At 65.4% G+C, this 14,059-nt stretch carries 13 protein-coding genes and 3 tRNA genes; 8 read left to right on the forward strand and 8 right to left on the reverse strand.

The genetic code is table 11. The features are described from left to right. Nucleotides 1-63 precede the first annotated feature (63 nt). Nucleotides 64-1,074, forward strand: a complete 1,011-nt coding sequence (pdxA, locus tag DND132_RS16960) for a 4-hydroxythreonine-4-phosphate dehydrogenase PdxA (protein WP_014324000.1) — start codon at nucleotides 64-66, stop codon at nucleotides 1,072-1,074. Nucleotides 1,075-1,076: 2 nt separating this feature from the next. After that, complete coding sequence (gene gmhB / locus DND132_RS16965) at nucleotides 1,077-1,616, forward strand: D-glycero-beta-D-manno-heptose 1,7-bisphosphate 7-phosphatase (protein WP_014324001.1); 540 nt, start codon at nucleotides 1,077-1,079, stop codon at nucleotides 1,614-1,616. A gap of 354 nt (nucleotides 1,617-1,970) precedes the next feature. On the opposite strand, the gene DND132_RS16970 is transcribed toward gmhB, so the two are convergent. From DND132_RS16970 to DND132_RS16995, 6 genes are read right to left on the reverse strand one after another with little or no spacing between them, the layout of a single operon-like run. Further along, nucleotides 1,971-2,771, reverse strand: coding sequence for a tetratricopeptide repeat protein (locus DND132_RS16970; RefSeq protein ID WP_014324002.1), 801 nt, complete (start codon nucleotides 2,769-2,771; stop codon nucleotides 1,971-1,973). 30 nt (nucleotides 2,772-2,801) lie between these two features. After that, nucleotides 2,802-3,926, reverse strand: a complete 1,125-nt coding sequence (gene carA / locus DND132_RS16975) for a glutamine-hydrolyzing carbamoyl-phosphate synthase small subunit (RefSeq protein WP_014324003.1) — start codon at nucleotides 3,924-3,926, stop codon at nucleotides 2,802-2,804. After that, nucleotides 3,926-4,666 (reverse strand): 3-deoxy-manno-octulosonate cytidylyltransferase, encoded by a 741-nt coding sequence (gene kdsB / locus DND132_RS16980; RefSeq protein ID WP_014324004.1) that lies wholly within the window; start codon nucleotides 4,664-4,666, stop codon nucleotides 3,926-3,928. Before kdsB ends, carA begins: the two co-directional genes overlap by 1 nt. An 18-nt stretch (nucleotides 4,667-4,684) precedes the next feature. Continuing rightward, a complete protein-coding gene (locus tag DND132_RS16985; protein WP_014324005.1) occupies nucleotides 4,685-5,971 on the reverse strand; it encodes a 3-deoxy-D-manno-octulosonic acid transferase in 1,287 nt (428 codons plus the stop codon). Beyond that, on the reverse strand, nucleotides 5,972-6,883 hold the full coding sequence (locus tag DND132_RS16990; protein WP_014324006.1) for a D-alanine--D-alanine ligase family protein: 912 nt from the start codon (nucleotides 6,881-6,883) through the stop codon (nucleotides 5,972-5,974). Next, on the reverse strand, nucleotides 6,849-7,490 hold the full coding sequence (locus tag DND132_RS16995; protein WP_014324007.1) for an HD domain-containing protein: 642 nt from the start codon (nucleotides 7,488-7,490) through the stop codon (nucleotides 6,849-6,851). The genes DND132_RS16990 and DND132_RS16995 overlap by 35 nt, the downstream gene beginning before the upstream one ends. Nucleotides 7,491-7,688: 198 nt before the next feature. Here DND132_RS16995 and DND132_RS17000 point away from each other — a divergent pair, with 198 nt between their 5' ends. From DND132_RS17000 to hypE, 3 genes are all read left to right on the forward strand, one after another. Next, entirely contained in the window at nucleotides 7,689-8,363 is a 675-nt protein-coding gene (locus DND132_RS17000) for a hypothetical protein (protein ID WP_014324008.1), read from the forward strand. A 145-nt stretch (nucleotides 8,364-8,508) separates the two neighbouring features. Continuing rightward, nucleotides 8,509-9,603 (forward strand): hydrogenase formation protein HypD, encoded by a 1,095-nt coding sequence (gene hypD, locus DND132_RS17005; protein ID WP_014324009.1) that lies wholly within the window; start codon nucleotides 8,509-8,511, stop codon nucleotides 9,601-9,603. A gap of 137 nt (nucleotides 9,604-9,740) precedes the next feature. Continuing rightward, a complete protein-coding gene (gene hypE / locus DND132_RS17010; protein WP_014324010.1) occupies nucleotides 9,741-10,745 on the forward strand; it encodes a hydrogenase expression/formation protein HypE in 1,005 nt (334 codons plus the stop codon). Nucleotides 10,746-11,164: 419 nt separating this feature from the next. Here the strand turns inward: hypE and DND132_RS17015 are convergent, their stop codons facing one another. Next, complete coding sequence (locus DND132_RS17015) at nucleotides 11,165-12,169, reverse strand: chemotaxis protein (protein ID WP_014324011.1); 1,005 nt, start codon at nucleotides 12,167-12,169, stop codon at nucleotides 11,165-11,167. A gap of 62 nt (nucleotides 12,170-12,231) precedes the next feature. After that, nucleotides 12,232-13,251: a tRNA dihydrouridine synthase gene (locus tag DND132_RS17020; protein WP_014324012.1), complete on the reverse strand. Its 1,020-nt coding sequence runs from the start codon at nucleotides 13,249-13,251 to the stop codon at nucleotides 12,232-12,234. Between the two features lie 287 nt (nucleotides 13,252-13,538). Here DND132_RS17020 and DND132_RS17025 point away from each other — a divergent pair. From DND132_RS17025 to DND132_RS17035, 3 genes are all read left to right on the forward strand, one after another. Next, a tRNA-Thr gene (locus DND132_RS17025) sits at nucleotides 13,539-13,614 on the forward strand. A 12-nt stretch (nucleotides 13,615-13,626) separates the two neighbouring features. Continuing rightward, a tRNA-Tyr gene (locus tag DND132_RS17030) sits at nucleotides 13,627-13,712 on the forward strand. Between the two features lie 63 nt (nucleotides 13,713-13,775). Continuing rightward, a tRNA-Gly gene (locus tag DND132_RS17035) sits at nucleotides 13,776-13,852 on the forward strand. Nucleotides 13,853-14,059 lie beyond the last annotated feature (207 nt).

Raw genomic sequence — 14,059 nt, forward strand, 5'->3', positions numbered from 1 at the left:
GCCGGGCGTAGCCTTTAGGAACCGGACATCTTCCGGACAGACCGCATCCAAGGTGAGACGATCATGCGAACCCTATGCATTACCCTCGGTGATCCCTGCGGCCTCGGGCCCGAACTGGTGACCCGCCATTTTCTGGAGCGCGGCGACGAAGGGGACCGTTTCCTGCTCATCGGCCCGGCCCCGGCCCTTGACCGTGAACTGGCCCGGCTGGGCGCGCCCCGTTTCTTCTCCTCCCTGGACAGCCTGGACGCCATCGCCGACAAGAAGCCCGGCGTGTACATCCACCAGCCGCCCGAACTGGCCGACGTGACTTTCCCGCCCGGCGAGGCGTGCTGCGAGGGCGGCCTGTGCGCGGGCGTCAGCCTGGACGCGGCCGTCACGGCCCTCAAGTCCGGCCTGGCCCAGGGACTGCTGACCTGCCCCCTGAACAAGGCCATGCTCAACGCCGCCGGGTTCGACTTCCCCGGCCACACGGAATTTCTCGCCGAAAAGCTCGGCGTGGGCCGCGACAACGTGTGCATGTACCTGTGCGGCCACGACCCGGACGACCCCTCGCCCAAGCTGCGCGTCTCGCTCGTGACCACCCACCCGCGCCTGCGCGACGTGCCCGGCCTGATCACGAAGGAGCGCATCCTGCACTGCCTGCGCCTGACCGCCGGCTTCCTGACCACCCTCGGCCTGGACGGGCCCATCGGGGTCTGCGGACTGAACCCCCACGCCGGGGAGTCCGGGCGCATCGGCGACGAGGAGATCACGACCATCATTCCGGCCCTGGAACAGGCCGCCGCCGAGGGCATCCAGGCCGTGGGGCCCGTGCCGGGCGACACCATCTTCCACTTTGCGGCCAAGGGACAATATCCGGCCGTGCTGGCCATGTACCACGACCAGGGGCTGGCCCCGCTCAAGCTGCTGCACTTCAGCCGCGCCGTGAATGTCACCCTCGGCCTGCCGTACCCGCGCACCTCGCCGGACCACGGCACGGGCTACGACCTGGTGGGCACGGGCGAGGCCTCCATCGACAGCTTCCGCGCCGCCCTGGACATGCTCCGAAAACTGGTCGGCCGAACGGACTAGGCATGTTCAAACGCTACGTCCTCCTCGACCGCGACGGCACCATCATCAAGGACAAACACTACCTGCACGACCCCGAGGGCGTGGAGCTCCTGCCCCAGGCCGCCGAGGGCCTCAAGCGGCTCCAGGGCATGGGCTTCGGCCTGGCCGTGCTGACCAACCAGAGCGGCGTGGCGCGCGGCTACTACGACGAGGACGCGGTCCACGCCTGCAACCAGCGCATGGTCGACCTCCTGGCCGAACAGGGCGTGACCATCGACGGCGTGTTCTACTGCCCGCACCAGCCCCAGGACAAGTGCAACTGCCGCAAGCCCAACCCCGGCCTCATGCTCCAGGCCGCCGCCGAACTCGACTTCGACCCGGCCCATGCCTTCATGATCGGCGACAAGGCCGCCGACATCAGCCTGGGCCGCAATACCGGGGCCGCCACCATCCTCGTGCGCACCGGCAAGGGCGCGGCCCAGGAAGCCAAATGCGGTCCCCTCGCCGACCACGTCTGCGACGACCTCTTCGCCGCCGCCCTGTACATCGAAAGTTTGTTGTAGGTTGTGCGGCGCCCAGGGGGGAAGGGGGCGAGAGGGAACCCTTTGGAAAAGGGCTTCCGTCTCGCCCCCTTCCCCCCTGGACCACCCAACCCCCACTCACCCTCCTAAACTTCTTGGTGCCGCTTAGCGGGGTGCGGGCGCCGGGAAGGGAGTTATTTGGACGAGGCCGCGAGGGGGAAAAGGTCGGGCTTTTCGCGTTCGCACGGTCTCCGCGAAGCGGCGATAAAAAGTTTGGAAGGGGAGTCCAGAGGGGAAACTTTTTCAAAAGTTTCCCCTCTGGCCGCCGGAGGCATTTCCCAACGAAAAGGGCTCCCGTCAGGGAGCCCTTTTCGTTGGGAAATGATGTCGTCGGTGTCAGCCCATTTTTTTCTGGGCGAATTTGAGCATTTTGACGGCTTCGGCGAAGTCGGGGTTGATTTCCACGGCCTTGTTGGCGGAGCTGGCCATTTTGCCCCATTTGCGCCAGTCGTAGTAGAGGCGGCCCATGTTGTAGTGCAGGTATTCGTCGTCGGTGGTCAGGGTCAGGGCCTTGAGGTAGTATTTCTCGGCGGTCTCGAAGTCCTGCATCTTGCGCAGGACCATGCCGATGCGGTTGTAGAGGTGGATGGCGTTGGGGTCGTCCTTGAGGGCGTCGTCCAACATGGCGTAGGCCTCTTTGTAGCGGCCCGCGTTGAGGTAGCGGTCGGCTATGTCGGCCTTGAGCTCGGAGTCGCCGCTGAAGGTGTGCACCAGCTGGTCGAACACGGCCTGGGCCTTGTCCCATTCCTGGGCGTCCAGGTGGGCCTGGCCCTTTTCCAGTTCGGCCCGTTTCTGGGCGTTGAGGGCCTCCAGGTCGCCCTGGACCTCCTCGTTGAGGGCCTTTTGCAGCTCCTGGAGCAGTTCGCGCATGGCGTCGAGCAGGGGACGCTCCTTGCCGGGCTCGTAGCTGATGACCAGGGGGTAGATCTTGCGCAGCTCCTTGTCGGAGTTGAGCACGTAGGTGACCTTCTGGAGGATTTCCTCGAACTCGTCGCGCTCGTTCTTCATGACCTGATTCTTGAGGAAGAGAATGAGGCCGTCGTGGACCGCCTGCACCGCGGGCATGTACTTGCCTTGCTTCAGGAGGGTGGCGACGGAGTTCAGCTTCTTGCGCGACTTGATCAGATCAGTGGACATGCGGCGTTCCCGGCTGAGGTTGGCGGGGGGTTATACCCCGGTGCTTTCCCTGACCATATCACGAAATCTCGGAAAGAAATAGCGGCTGTCGTGGGGGCCGGGCCCGGCTTCCGGGTGGTACTGGATGGCCAGGATGGGCTTCTCCCGGTGGCGGAATCCTTCCAGGGTGTTGTCGTTCAGGTTGACGTGGGTCTTTTCCAGGAAGTCGAGGCCGTCCACGTCCACGCAGAAGCCGTGGTTCTGGGAGGAGATTTCGATCTTCTCGGTCTGGAGGTCCATGACCGGGTGGTTGCAGCCGTGGTGGCCGAACTTGAGCTTATAGGTGGTCCCGCCCATGGCCAGGCCGAGGATCTGGTGGCCCAGGCAGATGCCCGCCACGGGCAGGTCCCGGCACAAATCCTTGGCCGCCTCCACGGCGGTGGTCACGGCGGCCGGGTCACCGGGGCCGTTGGACAGGAACACGGCGTCCGGGCCGAGTTCGCGCACCTGGGCGGCGGTGAAGTGGGAGGGCAGGACGATCATGTCGAAGCCCTCGGCCTCCATGAGCCGCAGGATGTTCCACTTGATGCCGAAGTCGTACACGGCCAGCTTGGGGCCGGTGCCCTTCCAGGCGAAGTCCCGGATATCGTCGATGAACGCGGGCTTTTTGCCGTCCCAGGTGTAGGCGCGGTCGCAGGACACGCGGTCGGCCAGGTTGAGGCCTTCCATGTTCTCGATGGACCGGGCCTTTTCGACCAGTTCGGCCGGGTCGGCGTCGCCCGTGGCCATGAAGCCGCGCTGGGCCCCGTTGAGGCGCAGGTGGCGGGTCAGGGCGCGGGTGTCGATGCCCTCGATGCCCATGACCCCGGCCTGGGTCAGGTAGTCGGGCAGGGACATGGTCGAGCGCCAGTTGCTCGGCTTCTTGCAGCATTCCTTGACGATGAAGCCCGCGGCCTGGACCTTGTGCGACTCCACGTCCTCGGGGTTGACCCCGTAGTTGCCGATGAGCGGGTAGGTCATGGTGACCATCTGCCCGGTGTAGGACGGGTCGGTCAGGATCTCCTGGTAGCCGGTCATGCCGGTGTTGAAGATGACCTCGCCGGAGGCTTCGCCCTGGCCGGTGAAGCTCGTCCCCTGGAAAATCGTGCCGTCTTCGAGGGCAAGGATCGCTTTCATCAATGGTTCTCCAGAATGGTCTTGACCTTGACGAGGTCCTCGGGCCTGTCCACCCCGTGGCAGGCGTGCCGCGTCTCGGTTACGTAAATATCGATGCCGTCCTCGAGCAGACGGAGCTGTTCCAGTTTCTCCCGCTGCTCCAGCGGGCTCGGGTCCAGGCTGCCGAACCGTTCCAGGGCCTCCATGCGGAAGCCGTAGAGCCCGATGTGCAGCAGGAACCCGTGCAGCTTCCCGTCGCGGTCGAACGGCACCAGCGAGCGGGAGAAATAGAGCGCGCGGCCGTCCTTTGCCCGGACCACCTTGACCCGGTCGGGCGAGGCCGCCTCGTCCGGGCCGATGGACGTGGCCAGGGTGGTGACCATGACCCGCCGGTCCTCGAAGGGCCGGAGCAGTTCGGTGAGCATGCCCGGTTCCAGGCACGGCTCGTCTCCCTGAATGTTAACCACGACCGCGTCCGAGTCAATGGACAGGGCCCGCGCCGCTTCGAGCACGCGGTCCGTGCCGCTGCTATGGTCGCGCCGGGTCATGACCACGGGCACGCCCAGCGCCTGGGCCGCGTCGAAGATGCGCGCATCGTCCGTGGCCAGGGTGACGCTGGTCATCTGGGGGCAGGCCGAGGCCCGCGACCAGACGTGCCAGAACATGGGCTTGCCGCCGATCTCGACCAGAGGCTTGCCCGGGAACCGCGAGGAGTCGTACCTGGCGGGGATGATGCCGTGACATTCGGGAAATTCGCTCATTGCTGCTGCACTGCGTTCTTAATCATTATCCAGGAAATCGGCAACCTGTTTGGCGACCGCTTCCGCGCCGCCCCGGCGGTCGCGGATGTACCGGTTCGCGGCTGCGGCCACGGTCCTGCGCGGCGGGGTGTCGTCGAGAATCTTCTTCAACGATTCCAGGGCGTCCTGCCAGTCCTTCGCCTCCACGGCCAGGCCGGAGTCGATGATCTCGCGGCCCACCCAGGCGAAGTTCTTCCAGTGCGGGCCGGTGACCGGGGTCACGCCGCTGGTCAGGGGTTCGAGGAAATTCTGTCCTCCCAGGGGGGCCAGGGAGCCGCCCACGAAGGCGGCCGAGGCCAGCCCGTAGGCCGGGACCAGTTCGCCGAAGGTGTCCCACAGGACGACCGTTCCGGGTCGGGCCGGGCCGGAAAGCTTGGAGCGCAGGACCCAGTTGAGCCCGGCCCCGTCCATGGCCCGGCGCCACAGGTCCAGGTGGTGCATGTGCCGGGGGAACAGGCCGAGCACCACCGCCGGGCGGGCGGACAGGAGTCCGGCGGCCAGCCGGGTGACGTCGTGCTCCTCCTCCCGGCGCACCGAGCCGAAGATGACGAAGGGGTCCTTCGGACCGATCAGGTCGCGGAGGGGATTGTCCTTGCGGGGCGTGAGCCGGGCGTCGCCCATGCGGTCGAACTTGATGTTCGGCATGACCCCGACCCGGTCGCGGCCGAACAGGGTGGCGAAGCGGCGGCCGTCGGTCTCGGACACGGCCAGGACCCGGTCCGGGGCCAGCGCCCGGAACAGGCCGGGCCAGGCCATGTACCCGGCCAGGGACTTGGTGCTCATGCGCCCGTTGGCCAGGAGCACGGACACGCCGCGCCGCTTGCAGGCGGAAAGGAAGCCCGGCCAGATCTCGGTCTCCAGGAGCACGGCCAGCTCGGGCCGGACCCGCTCGACCATGCGGCGCATGAGGTCCGGGGCGTCGAAGGGGAAATACCACGGCTGGACCGCCAGCCCGGCCTTGCGCCCGTTGATCTCCTCGGCGGCCCGGACCAGGGTCTGGTGTCCCTGGAGGGTGTTGGTGGTCACCAGCACGCGCAGGGTCTCGTTGCCCACCGGCTTGAGGTGCTTGAGGACCTCCCAGGCCAGGTAGGCCTCGCCGCCGCTGGCCGCCTGCATCCACAGACGGGCCGGGGCGGGCACCCCGGTTCCCAGGGTGCGCTGTTCCCAGCCCTCCCGGAGCCGTCCGTTGAAGCGCAGCAGGGGCAGGGCGGCCTTCCAGGCCAGGCCGTAGGCCTTGATCGCCACGTCCGCGGCGGTCTTCGCCATCTAGCCCCTGCCTTCCAGGCCGAGCCGGATCAGTTCGGCGATGAGTTCGGTGAAGGAGTAGCCCACGTGGGCCGCCGCCCTGGGCAGCAGGCTGGTGGGGGTCATGCCGGGCAGGGTGTTGACCTCGAGCAGGTAGGTCTCGCCGTCTGGGGTGGCGATGAAGTCGCCCCGGCTGTAGCCGGTCAGCCCCAGGGCCGCGTGGGCCACGAGCATCTGCTCCTGGATGGTCCGGACCAGGCCCTCGTCCACCGGTGCCGGGCAGATCTCCTCGGCCCCGTCGGCCGCGTACTTGTTCTCGTAGTCGAAGAAGTCGGACCCCACGCGGGGGGTGATCATGATCAGGGGCAGGGCCTCGTTGCCGAGGATGCCGCAGGTCAGCTCCACGCCGGGGATGAAGGTCTCGACCAGCGCGGACTGGCACATGGCGAAGACCTTGTCCAGAGCCGCCGGAAAGTCCTCGGCCCGCTTGACCAGGGACATGCCCAGCGACGAGCCGCCCTTGTCCGGCTTAACGAACACGGGCAGGGAGAGTTCGAGCGGGGTTTCGCGCCCCTGGGTGGGGGTGATCAGCTGCCACTCCGGGGTGTTGATGCCGTTGGCCTCGAAGACTTCCTTGGAGGCGGCCTTGTTCAGGGCCAGGTAGGAGGCGGCCGGACCCGCGCCCTGGTAGGGGCAGCCCGCCTTGTCCAGGACCGCCTGGATCAGGCCGTCCTCGCCGGGCGTGCCGTGCAGGTTGATGAAGGCGAAGTCCGCGCCCTTGGCGATGGAGAGCAGGTTCCGGAAGTCGTCCGCCGGGTCGAAGAAGGTCACGTCATGGCCGAGTTCGTCCAGGGCGGAGCGGATTTTCCGGGCCCCGGACAGGGAGACGTCGCGTTCGTCAGACCAGCCGCCCGCTATCAAAATCACATGCATTGAGGTCCACCTCGAGTGTGTCGCATAACAGTTGTTCCAACTCCAGGGCCTGCCGCTTGGTTTCGTTGATGCGGTCCTGGAGATTCAGGGGGATGCCGTACCGGATGATCAGGTCCTTGAAGCGGGCCTCGATGGACACCAGCCGGTTGTGGTTCACGCGCTTGTCCGCGTAGAGCACGGCCAGGGGGGTGAAGTAGCGCGCCAGGTCCATGGCGAAGGGCCAGTAGACGTGATGGGTCACGCCGGAGGCGATGACCGGATTGCCGGTCAGTTCGGCCACCCAGGCCCCGCCCAGCTGGCTGTGGTTGCCGCCGTGGCGGATGCAGTAGGTCTTGGCCAGGTCATGGAGCATGGCCGAGGCGCGCACCGTGGGCACGTCCACGTCCAGGCCCCTTTCCACGGCCCGTTCGGCCAGGAAGGTGGCCACGGTCGCGACCATGCGGCTGTGCTCGGCCACGTTGTCGAGCATGGCGAACTCCTCCCAGTACCGGACGCACCGGGCGTCGTCCGGGACGAACAGGGCGGGATCGAACCGCGCGGGGGGCGGCGGGGGCAGCGGCGACCGGGGCTGGCCGGAGGCCTTGAGGGTGTTTTCCTTGGCGGACATGGCGTGCGTGCGCTGGGCGCGTCGGGTTGGCCGGGATGCACAAGCGCATCCGATGGATTCCATCTACCAGCCCGGCCCGAAAAAATAAAGCGGACACCCCCGGAAAAACGGGCCGGCCGGAGTCCATGTTATTCTTTTCCCCCGCATTCTGGCGATCTCCCGAGGATTGTGCTATGCGTGGCATAGTGGGAGGAGTCCGTGAACGGCGAAGTCATCTTGCAGGCGACCTTCTTTCTGGGCGGACTGGCCGTCCTCATCCTGGCCTGGCGCATGCGCCGCCTGAACCGGAAGCCCCGGCTGCCGGGCGTTTCCTGGTGGGCGACGGGCTACGCGGCCATCGGGCTGGCGGCCATCGGCGTGGGCGCGGACTTCTATTACGGCGACTGGATCAAGGGGTTCGCCACCCACCTGCTCCTGACCGGCGGGGTGGCCGTGGTCTGGATGGGCACCCACCTCTTTCTCGAGGGCAGGCCGGGGCGCCTGGCCGTGTCGGTGTCGTGCGCGCTCCTGGCGGGCGAGGCCCTGGGCGTCTTCTGGTTCTACTACATCGACCCCGCCTACCAGGTCCGGTTGACCCTCACCTGCGTGGTCCTGCTCATCCTGTCCGCCAACCTGTCCATGACCCTTTTCCTGTCGTCCATGGACAACCGGGCGGTCACCGCGGCCGGGGTGTGCTACTCCCTGTTCGCCCTGTTCAACGGGCTGCGGACCATCGCCATTCTGATCCACCCCGAGCGCCTGGCCTACTACCTGTCCGGGACCCTGGCCGTGGTCGTCACCGCCCTGATGCCCCTGAGCCTGGTGGCGGCCCAGGTGGCCGCCCTGTACATGCTCCGCGACGCGGCCCGGCAAAGGACGCGGAAAGCGGACTAGACCTCCTTCGCGGGCCCGTTCCCTCACCCCGCCGAGGCCACCGGCCGACACGGCGGGTTTTTCATTTGCCCATATCATTCAGAGGGTATATGACTGTCGCTAACCTGATGAATCCGGTTCCGAAATCAGCCTAAAGGACTATGCTTTGAGCTTCGAATTACTGGAAAAGTTTCGTGATCCGGCCCTGTGCCGGAAAATCCTCGACAAGATGGAATCCGAGCTGGACCGGGAGCTGCGCTTCATGGAGGTCTGCGGCACCCACACCGTGGCCATCTTCCAGTCCGGCCTGCGTTCCCTGCTGCCCGAAAAGATCGTCCACCTGTCCGGGCCGGGCTGTCCGGTCTGCGTGACCCACGAGTCCGAGGTCAACGCCTTCCTGGACCTGGCCGGGCGCGACAAGGTCATCATGGCCACCTTCGGCGACCTCATGCGCGTGCCCGGAGACAAGGGCCGCAACCTCAAGAAGGCCGTGGCCGACGGGGCGCGGGTCAAGGTGGTCTATTCGCCCTTCGACACCCTCAAGCTGGCCCGGGAAAACCCCGGCGACCTGGTGGTCTTCATCGGCGTGGGCTTCGAGACCACGGCCCCGACCATCGCCGCGACCATGAAGATGGCCCGCGACCAGGGCATCGACAACCTGCGCATCCTCTGTTTCCACAAGACCGTGCCCACGGCCCTGGACGCGCTGCTGTCGGACGAAGCCATCAACATCGACGGCTTCATCCTGCCCGGCCACGTCTCGGCCATCATCGGGGTTGCGCCCTACAACTTCATCGCCGAGAACTACGCCAAGTCCGCCGTGGTCACCGGGTTCGAGCCCCTGGACATCCTCCAGTCCCTGAACCAGATGATCGAGTGGCGCAACCGGGGCGAGGCCCACGTGGCCAACAACTACACGCGCATCGTCGGCGAGAACGGCAACCCCAAGGCGCTGGAGATCATGTACGAGGTCTTCGAGCCCTGCGACGCCCTGTGGCGCGGCTTGGGCCTGATCCCCGGCTCCGGCCTGGAAATCCGGCCCGAGTGGGAAGCCTTCGACGCCAAGAAGCAGTTCGGCATCGAGATCAAGGACGGCCCGTCCCTGCCCGGCTGCAAATGCGGCGACATCCTCAAGGGCATCAAGCAGCCCGACCAGTGCCCCCTGTTCGGCAAGGCCTGCACCCCGGCCAACCCGGTCGGCCCGTGCATGGTTTCCACCGAGGGTTCCTGCGCCGCCTACTACAAATACAAATTGGATTAACAGGCTGTTGAAAAATGCACGATTGCTGCGTTGCTGCGAAAAGTTCAAACCCTTGCGTACGTTTTGTACGCGGCGGCCTTGAACTTTTCTTGCGCCTTGCACTCGCACGTTTTTGAACAGCCTGGAAGGTTGATATCATGTCTGACAAGGTGTTACTCGACTACGGCAGCGGCGGCCGCGCTTCCCAGCGCCTGATTTCCGAACTCTTCCTGAAATATCTCGGCAACGACGAGCTAGACCGCCTGAACGACGCGGCCGTGCTTGATCTGTCCGGCAGGATCGCCATGTCCACCGACTCGTTCACCGTGGACCCGATCTTCTTTCCGGGCGGCGACATCGGCTCGCTGGCCGTGCACGGCACGGTCAACGACGTGGCCATGATGGGCGCGGTGCCGCGCTACATCACCTGCGGCTACATCATCGAGGAGGGGCTGCCCATGGCCGACCTGGAGCGCATCGTCCAGTCCATGGGCGAGGCCGCCAAACACGCCGGGGTCAAGGTCGTGACCGGCGACACCAAGGTCGTGCCCAAGGGGGCCTGCGACAAGATCTTCATCAACACCACGGGCATCGGCGAGGTCATCGCCGACCCGGCCCCGAGCGGCGACGCGGCCCGCACGGGCGACGCGGTCCTGGTCTCCGGGACCATCGGCGACCACGGCCTGACCGTGCTCGGCACCCGCGAGGGCCTGGACTTCGAGGCCAAGGTCCAGTCCGACTCCGCCGCCCTCAACCACCTGCTGGTCAAACTCGTGCGCGAGCTGCCCGAGGTCCACGTCCTGCGCGACCCCACCCGCGGCGGCCTGGCCACCACCCTGAACGAGATCACCAAGAGCTCCAACGTCTGTTGCGAGCTGACCGAGACCGCCATCCCGGTGCGGGCCGAGGTCAAGGGCGGCTGTTCCATCCTCGGCCTGGACCCGCTCTACCTGGCCAACGAGGGCAAGTTCAGCTGCATCCTGCCCGCCGAATACGCGGACAAGGCCCTCGAAATCATGCACGCCGATCCGCTCGGTCACGATGCCAAACGCATCGGCACCATGACCGACGCCAACCCCGGCAAGGTCGTCCTCGTCACCCAACTCGGCGGCAAACGCCTCCTCGGCATGCTCGAAGGCGAACAACTCCCGAGAATCTGCTAGAAAAAGAATGCCTCCGGCGGCCGGGGGAAGGGGAAGGAAAACCCTTTGAAAAGGGCTTTCCTTCCCCTTCCCCCGGACCCCCATCCCCATCCTTTCCTAAACTTTTCCTATCCGCTTCGCGGGTGCGCGCACATAAAAAAACCTTCGTCTCATTGCTGAGTCGAAGGCCTTCCATTGTTCAATTCTTCTGGAGCGATTCGGGTGCGCAGCACCCGACAGCGGCTCTCCGCGCTCGCGCTAGGCTTTCGAGAGTGGGTCAGCTGTGCATTTTCTTCCGGCCGCGACAACCGCAGCGTAGCCGTCTACGTGAGGATTGGCGCGGCCGGAAAAAATGTGCAGATGGCCCGCTATCGAAAGCCGCTAATATCCGAAGACCAGAACTCAAGGAAAAAATGTGAGGTGGCCCGCTATCGAAGCCGCTACCCGCGCCGCGCCTCGATCAAAGCCGCAGCCCGGCGCGCGAGGTGCGTGATCTCGGGTTTGGAAATCTGGTCGTCGGCGCCGACCGTCTCCCCCCGATGACGCAGTTTGTCGGTGATCAGGGAGGAGAAGAGGATGACCGGCAGGTCCCGCAGGACCGGGTCCTCCTTGACGCGCTTGCACAGGTGGTGGCCGTCCATCATGGGCATCTCGATGTCCGAGACCAGGACCTGGACGTAATCGGTGATGGGCCGGTCCTCGTCCAGGGCGCGCTTCTTGATCTCCACCAGCCGGTCCCAGCACTCCCGGCCGTTGTTGGTCTTTTCCACCTGGAACCCGGCCTGGCCGAGCATGTCGCGGATCATCTCGCGGATGAGCGGCGAGTCGTCGGCGATGAGCGCCTTGTACCCGGAGTAGCCGTCGAGCTCGAAGTTGTCGTCGAAGCGCAACCGCATGGCCGGGTTGAGTTCCGAGACGATGCGCTCCAGGTCCAGGATGAAGACGATGCGGTCGTCGAACTTGACCACGCCGGTGATGGACTCGGACGACAGGGCGGAGACGTACTTGTTGGGCGCTTCCACGTCCTCCCAGGAGATGCGGTGGATGCGGGTCACGCCCGAGACCATGAAGGCCGAGGTGACCTGGTTGAATTCGGTGACGATGACCTTGGGCGGTTCGTTCTCCACGCGCTTCTTCTTGAGCCAGATGCACAGGTCGAGCAGGGGGATGATCCGGGAGCGCAGGTTGAAGGCTCCGAGCACGGCGGGGTGGGAGACCTCGGGCATCTCCGTGACCTTGGGCATGCGGATGATCTCGAGGACCTTGGCCACGTTCACGCCGTAGTAGCCCTTGCGGCTGGGCTTGTGGCCCTCCTCGAGGGCGTGGTCCTCCTGGTTGGGCTCGGCCTCGTCGGACGCCTTGGGCTCCTCCTCGAGATAGAACTCGACGATTTCCAGTTCGTTGGTGCCCGCTTCAAGCAGAATGTCGGTGGACTGGCTGGCCATGCTGGTACCGTTTCCTTGTCAAGGAGGTGAAATGATTGAAACCGCAGGGGTGGTTGTAAACGTTATTGGCAAATGTCGTCAACAGGGGGCCAGGGGGTGTCCGGGTCGGCCCGTTCCAGGTCGCGGATGACCCGCGCGGCCTCCTCCAGGTCCTCCCAGGTCTCGCATTGGAGCATGGAGGCGCGCAGGGAGCGGATGCCCTTGAGCCCCTTGGCGTAGCGCGGGACGATGGAGCGGATCTTGCGGAAGGAGCGGGTGTCGCCCTCGTACAGCCTGGTCAGGCGGATATGTTCGCGGACGATCTCGGCCAGGAACGCCCCGTCGCGCACGGGCATGGGCTCGCCCCGGCGCAGGGCCGTGTAGCGGGAGAAGATGGACGGATCGTAGAGCGCGCCCCGGGCGAACATGATCGCGTCGATGCCGGTCTCCTCGATGCAGCGCACCCCGTCTTCGGCCGAGAACAGATCGCCGGAGCCGATGACCGGGATGGACACGGCCCGCTTGAGTTCGGCCAGCTTGGACCAGTCTGCCGAACCGCCGAACATCTGCCTGCCGTAGCGCGGGTGCAGGGTGACCCAGTTGACGCCCGCGTCCTCGAGCCGCCGGGCCAGGTCCAGGTAGACGTCCTCGCCCTTGTTGAAGCCCAGGCGGAACTTGACGCCCACGCGGCCGCCCTCGGGGTGTTCGGCGGCCTTGGCGACCATGATGGCGGCCAGGCCGACCAACCTGTCGAGGTCCTCCATGAGCTGGACCCCGGAGCCGGACTTGAGGACCTTGCGTACCGGGCAGCCCGCGTTGAGGTCGAAGTTGCGGTAGCCCAGGGAGACGAGCTTCTCCATGACCGGCGGGAAATACTGGGGCTCGGAGCCGAACAGCTGGAGGACCATGGGGTCGTCCTCGGGGCAGGTGGCGATGAGGCGGCGGGTGCCGGAGTTCTTGAAGGCCATGCCCTTGACCGAGACCATCTCGGAGCAGGCCACGGCGCAGCCGAAGCGGCGCGCCAGCAGGCGGAAGGGCAGGTCGGAATAGCCCGCCAGAGGGGCCAGCCACGGGCTGTCGGGGGTGATGGCGAATCGGGTCATGGTGCGATGCACATACGGGCTGGGCGTCCGGGAGTCAAAGGAAAAAGGGGGCGGGGCAGGGGAGCGGTCCGGGACCGTCCGGACCGGGCCGGAAGGGGCGGTCGAGGGGCGGTCGCCGGGGGAAAGAATTTGAAAAAAATACCGGCGCAGGGTTGACAAACGACCGCTTTTGTCATTACACCGGCCCGTCCCTGAGCGCAAGACGGCGCTCCCCGCGAGGGGAAAAAAGCCCGTTGAAAACTCTTGATTTTTGACATAGCGGCGTATATAGACTTCGTTCCCGGTTGGCTGGCGTAGCTCAACTGGTAGAGCAGCTGATTTGTAATCAGCCGGTTGCGGGTTCAAGTCCCATCGCCAGCTCCAGTAAGACAAAATGGTGGGGTTCCCGAGTGGCCAAAGGGAACAGACTGTAAATCTGTCGGCATACGCCTTCGGAGGTTCAAATCCTCCCCCCACCACCATATTTTTCGAGTCACACTGTAGGAGGCAGGCCGCGAGGCCGCCGATGGAACTACAGAGAGTGAGCGGGAATAGCTCAATTGGCTAGAGCATCAGCCTTCCAAGCTGAGGGTTGCGGGTTCGAGTCCCGTTTCCCGCTCCACCACGCCATCTCTCTCCTTCCATCATCCTTATATACAGTGTATGGCTGTGCTCACATGCTTCGGTCGGCAGGGCGCATCCAAATAAGGATGAGGCCGCCCGTTCAGACCCATCGTGAGTACAAGGGCGTTTTTTTGTTTTGTTTTACTTGTCAACAAGTATTTAGAAATAGAAACCTACTCAACATTTATTGATCCAGGGGGTTACT

The organism is Pseudodesulfovibrio mercurii, assembly GCF_000189295.2.
In the GTDB taxonomy this organism is placed as follows: domain Bacteria; phylum Desulfobacterota; class Desulfovibrionia; order Desulfovibrionales; family Desulfovibrionaceae; genus Pseudodesulfovibrio; species Pseudodesulfovibrio mercurii.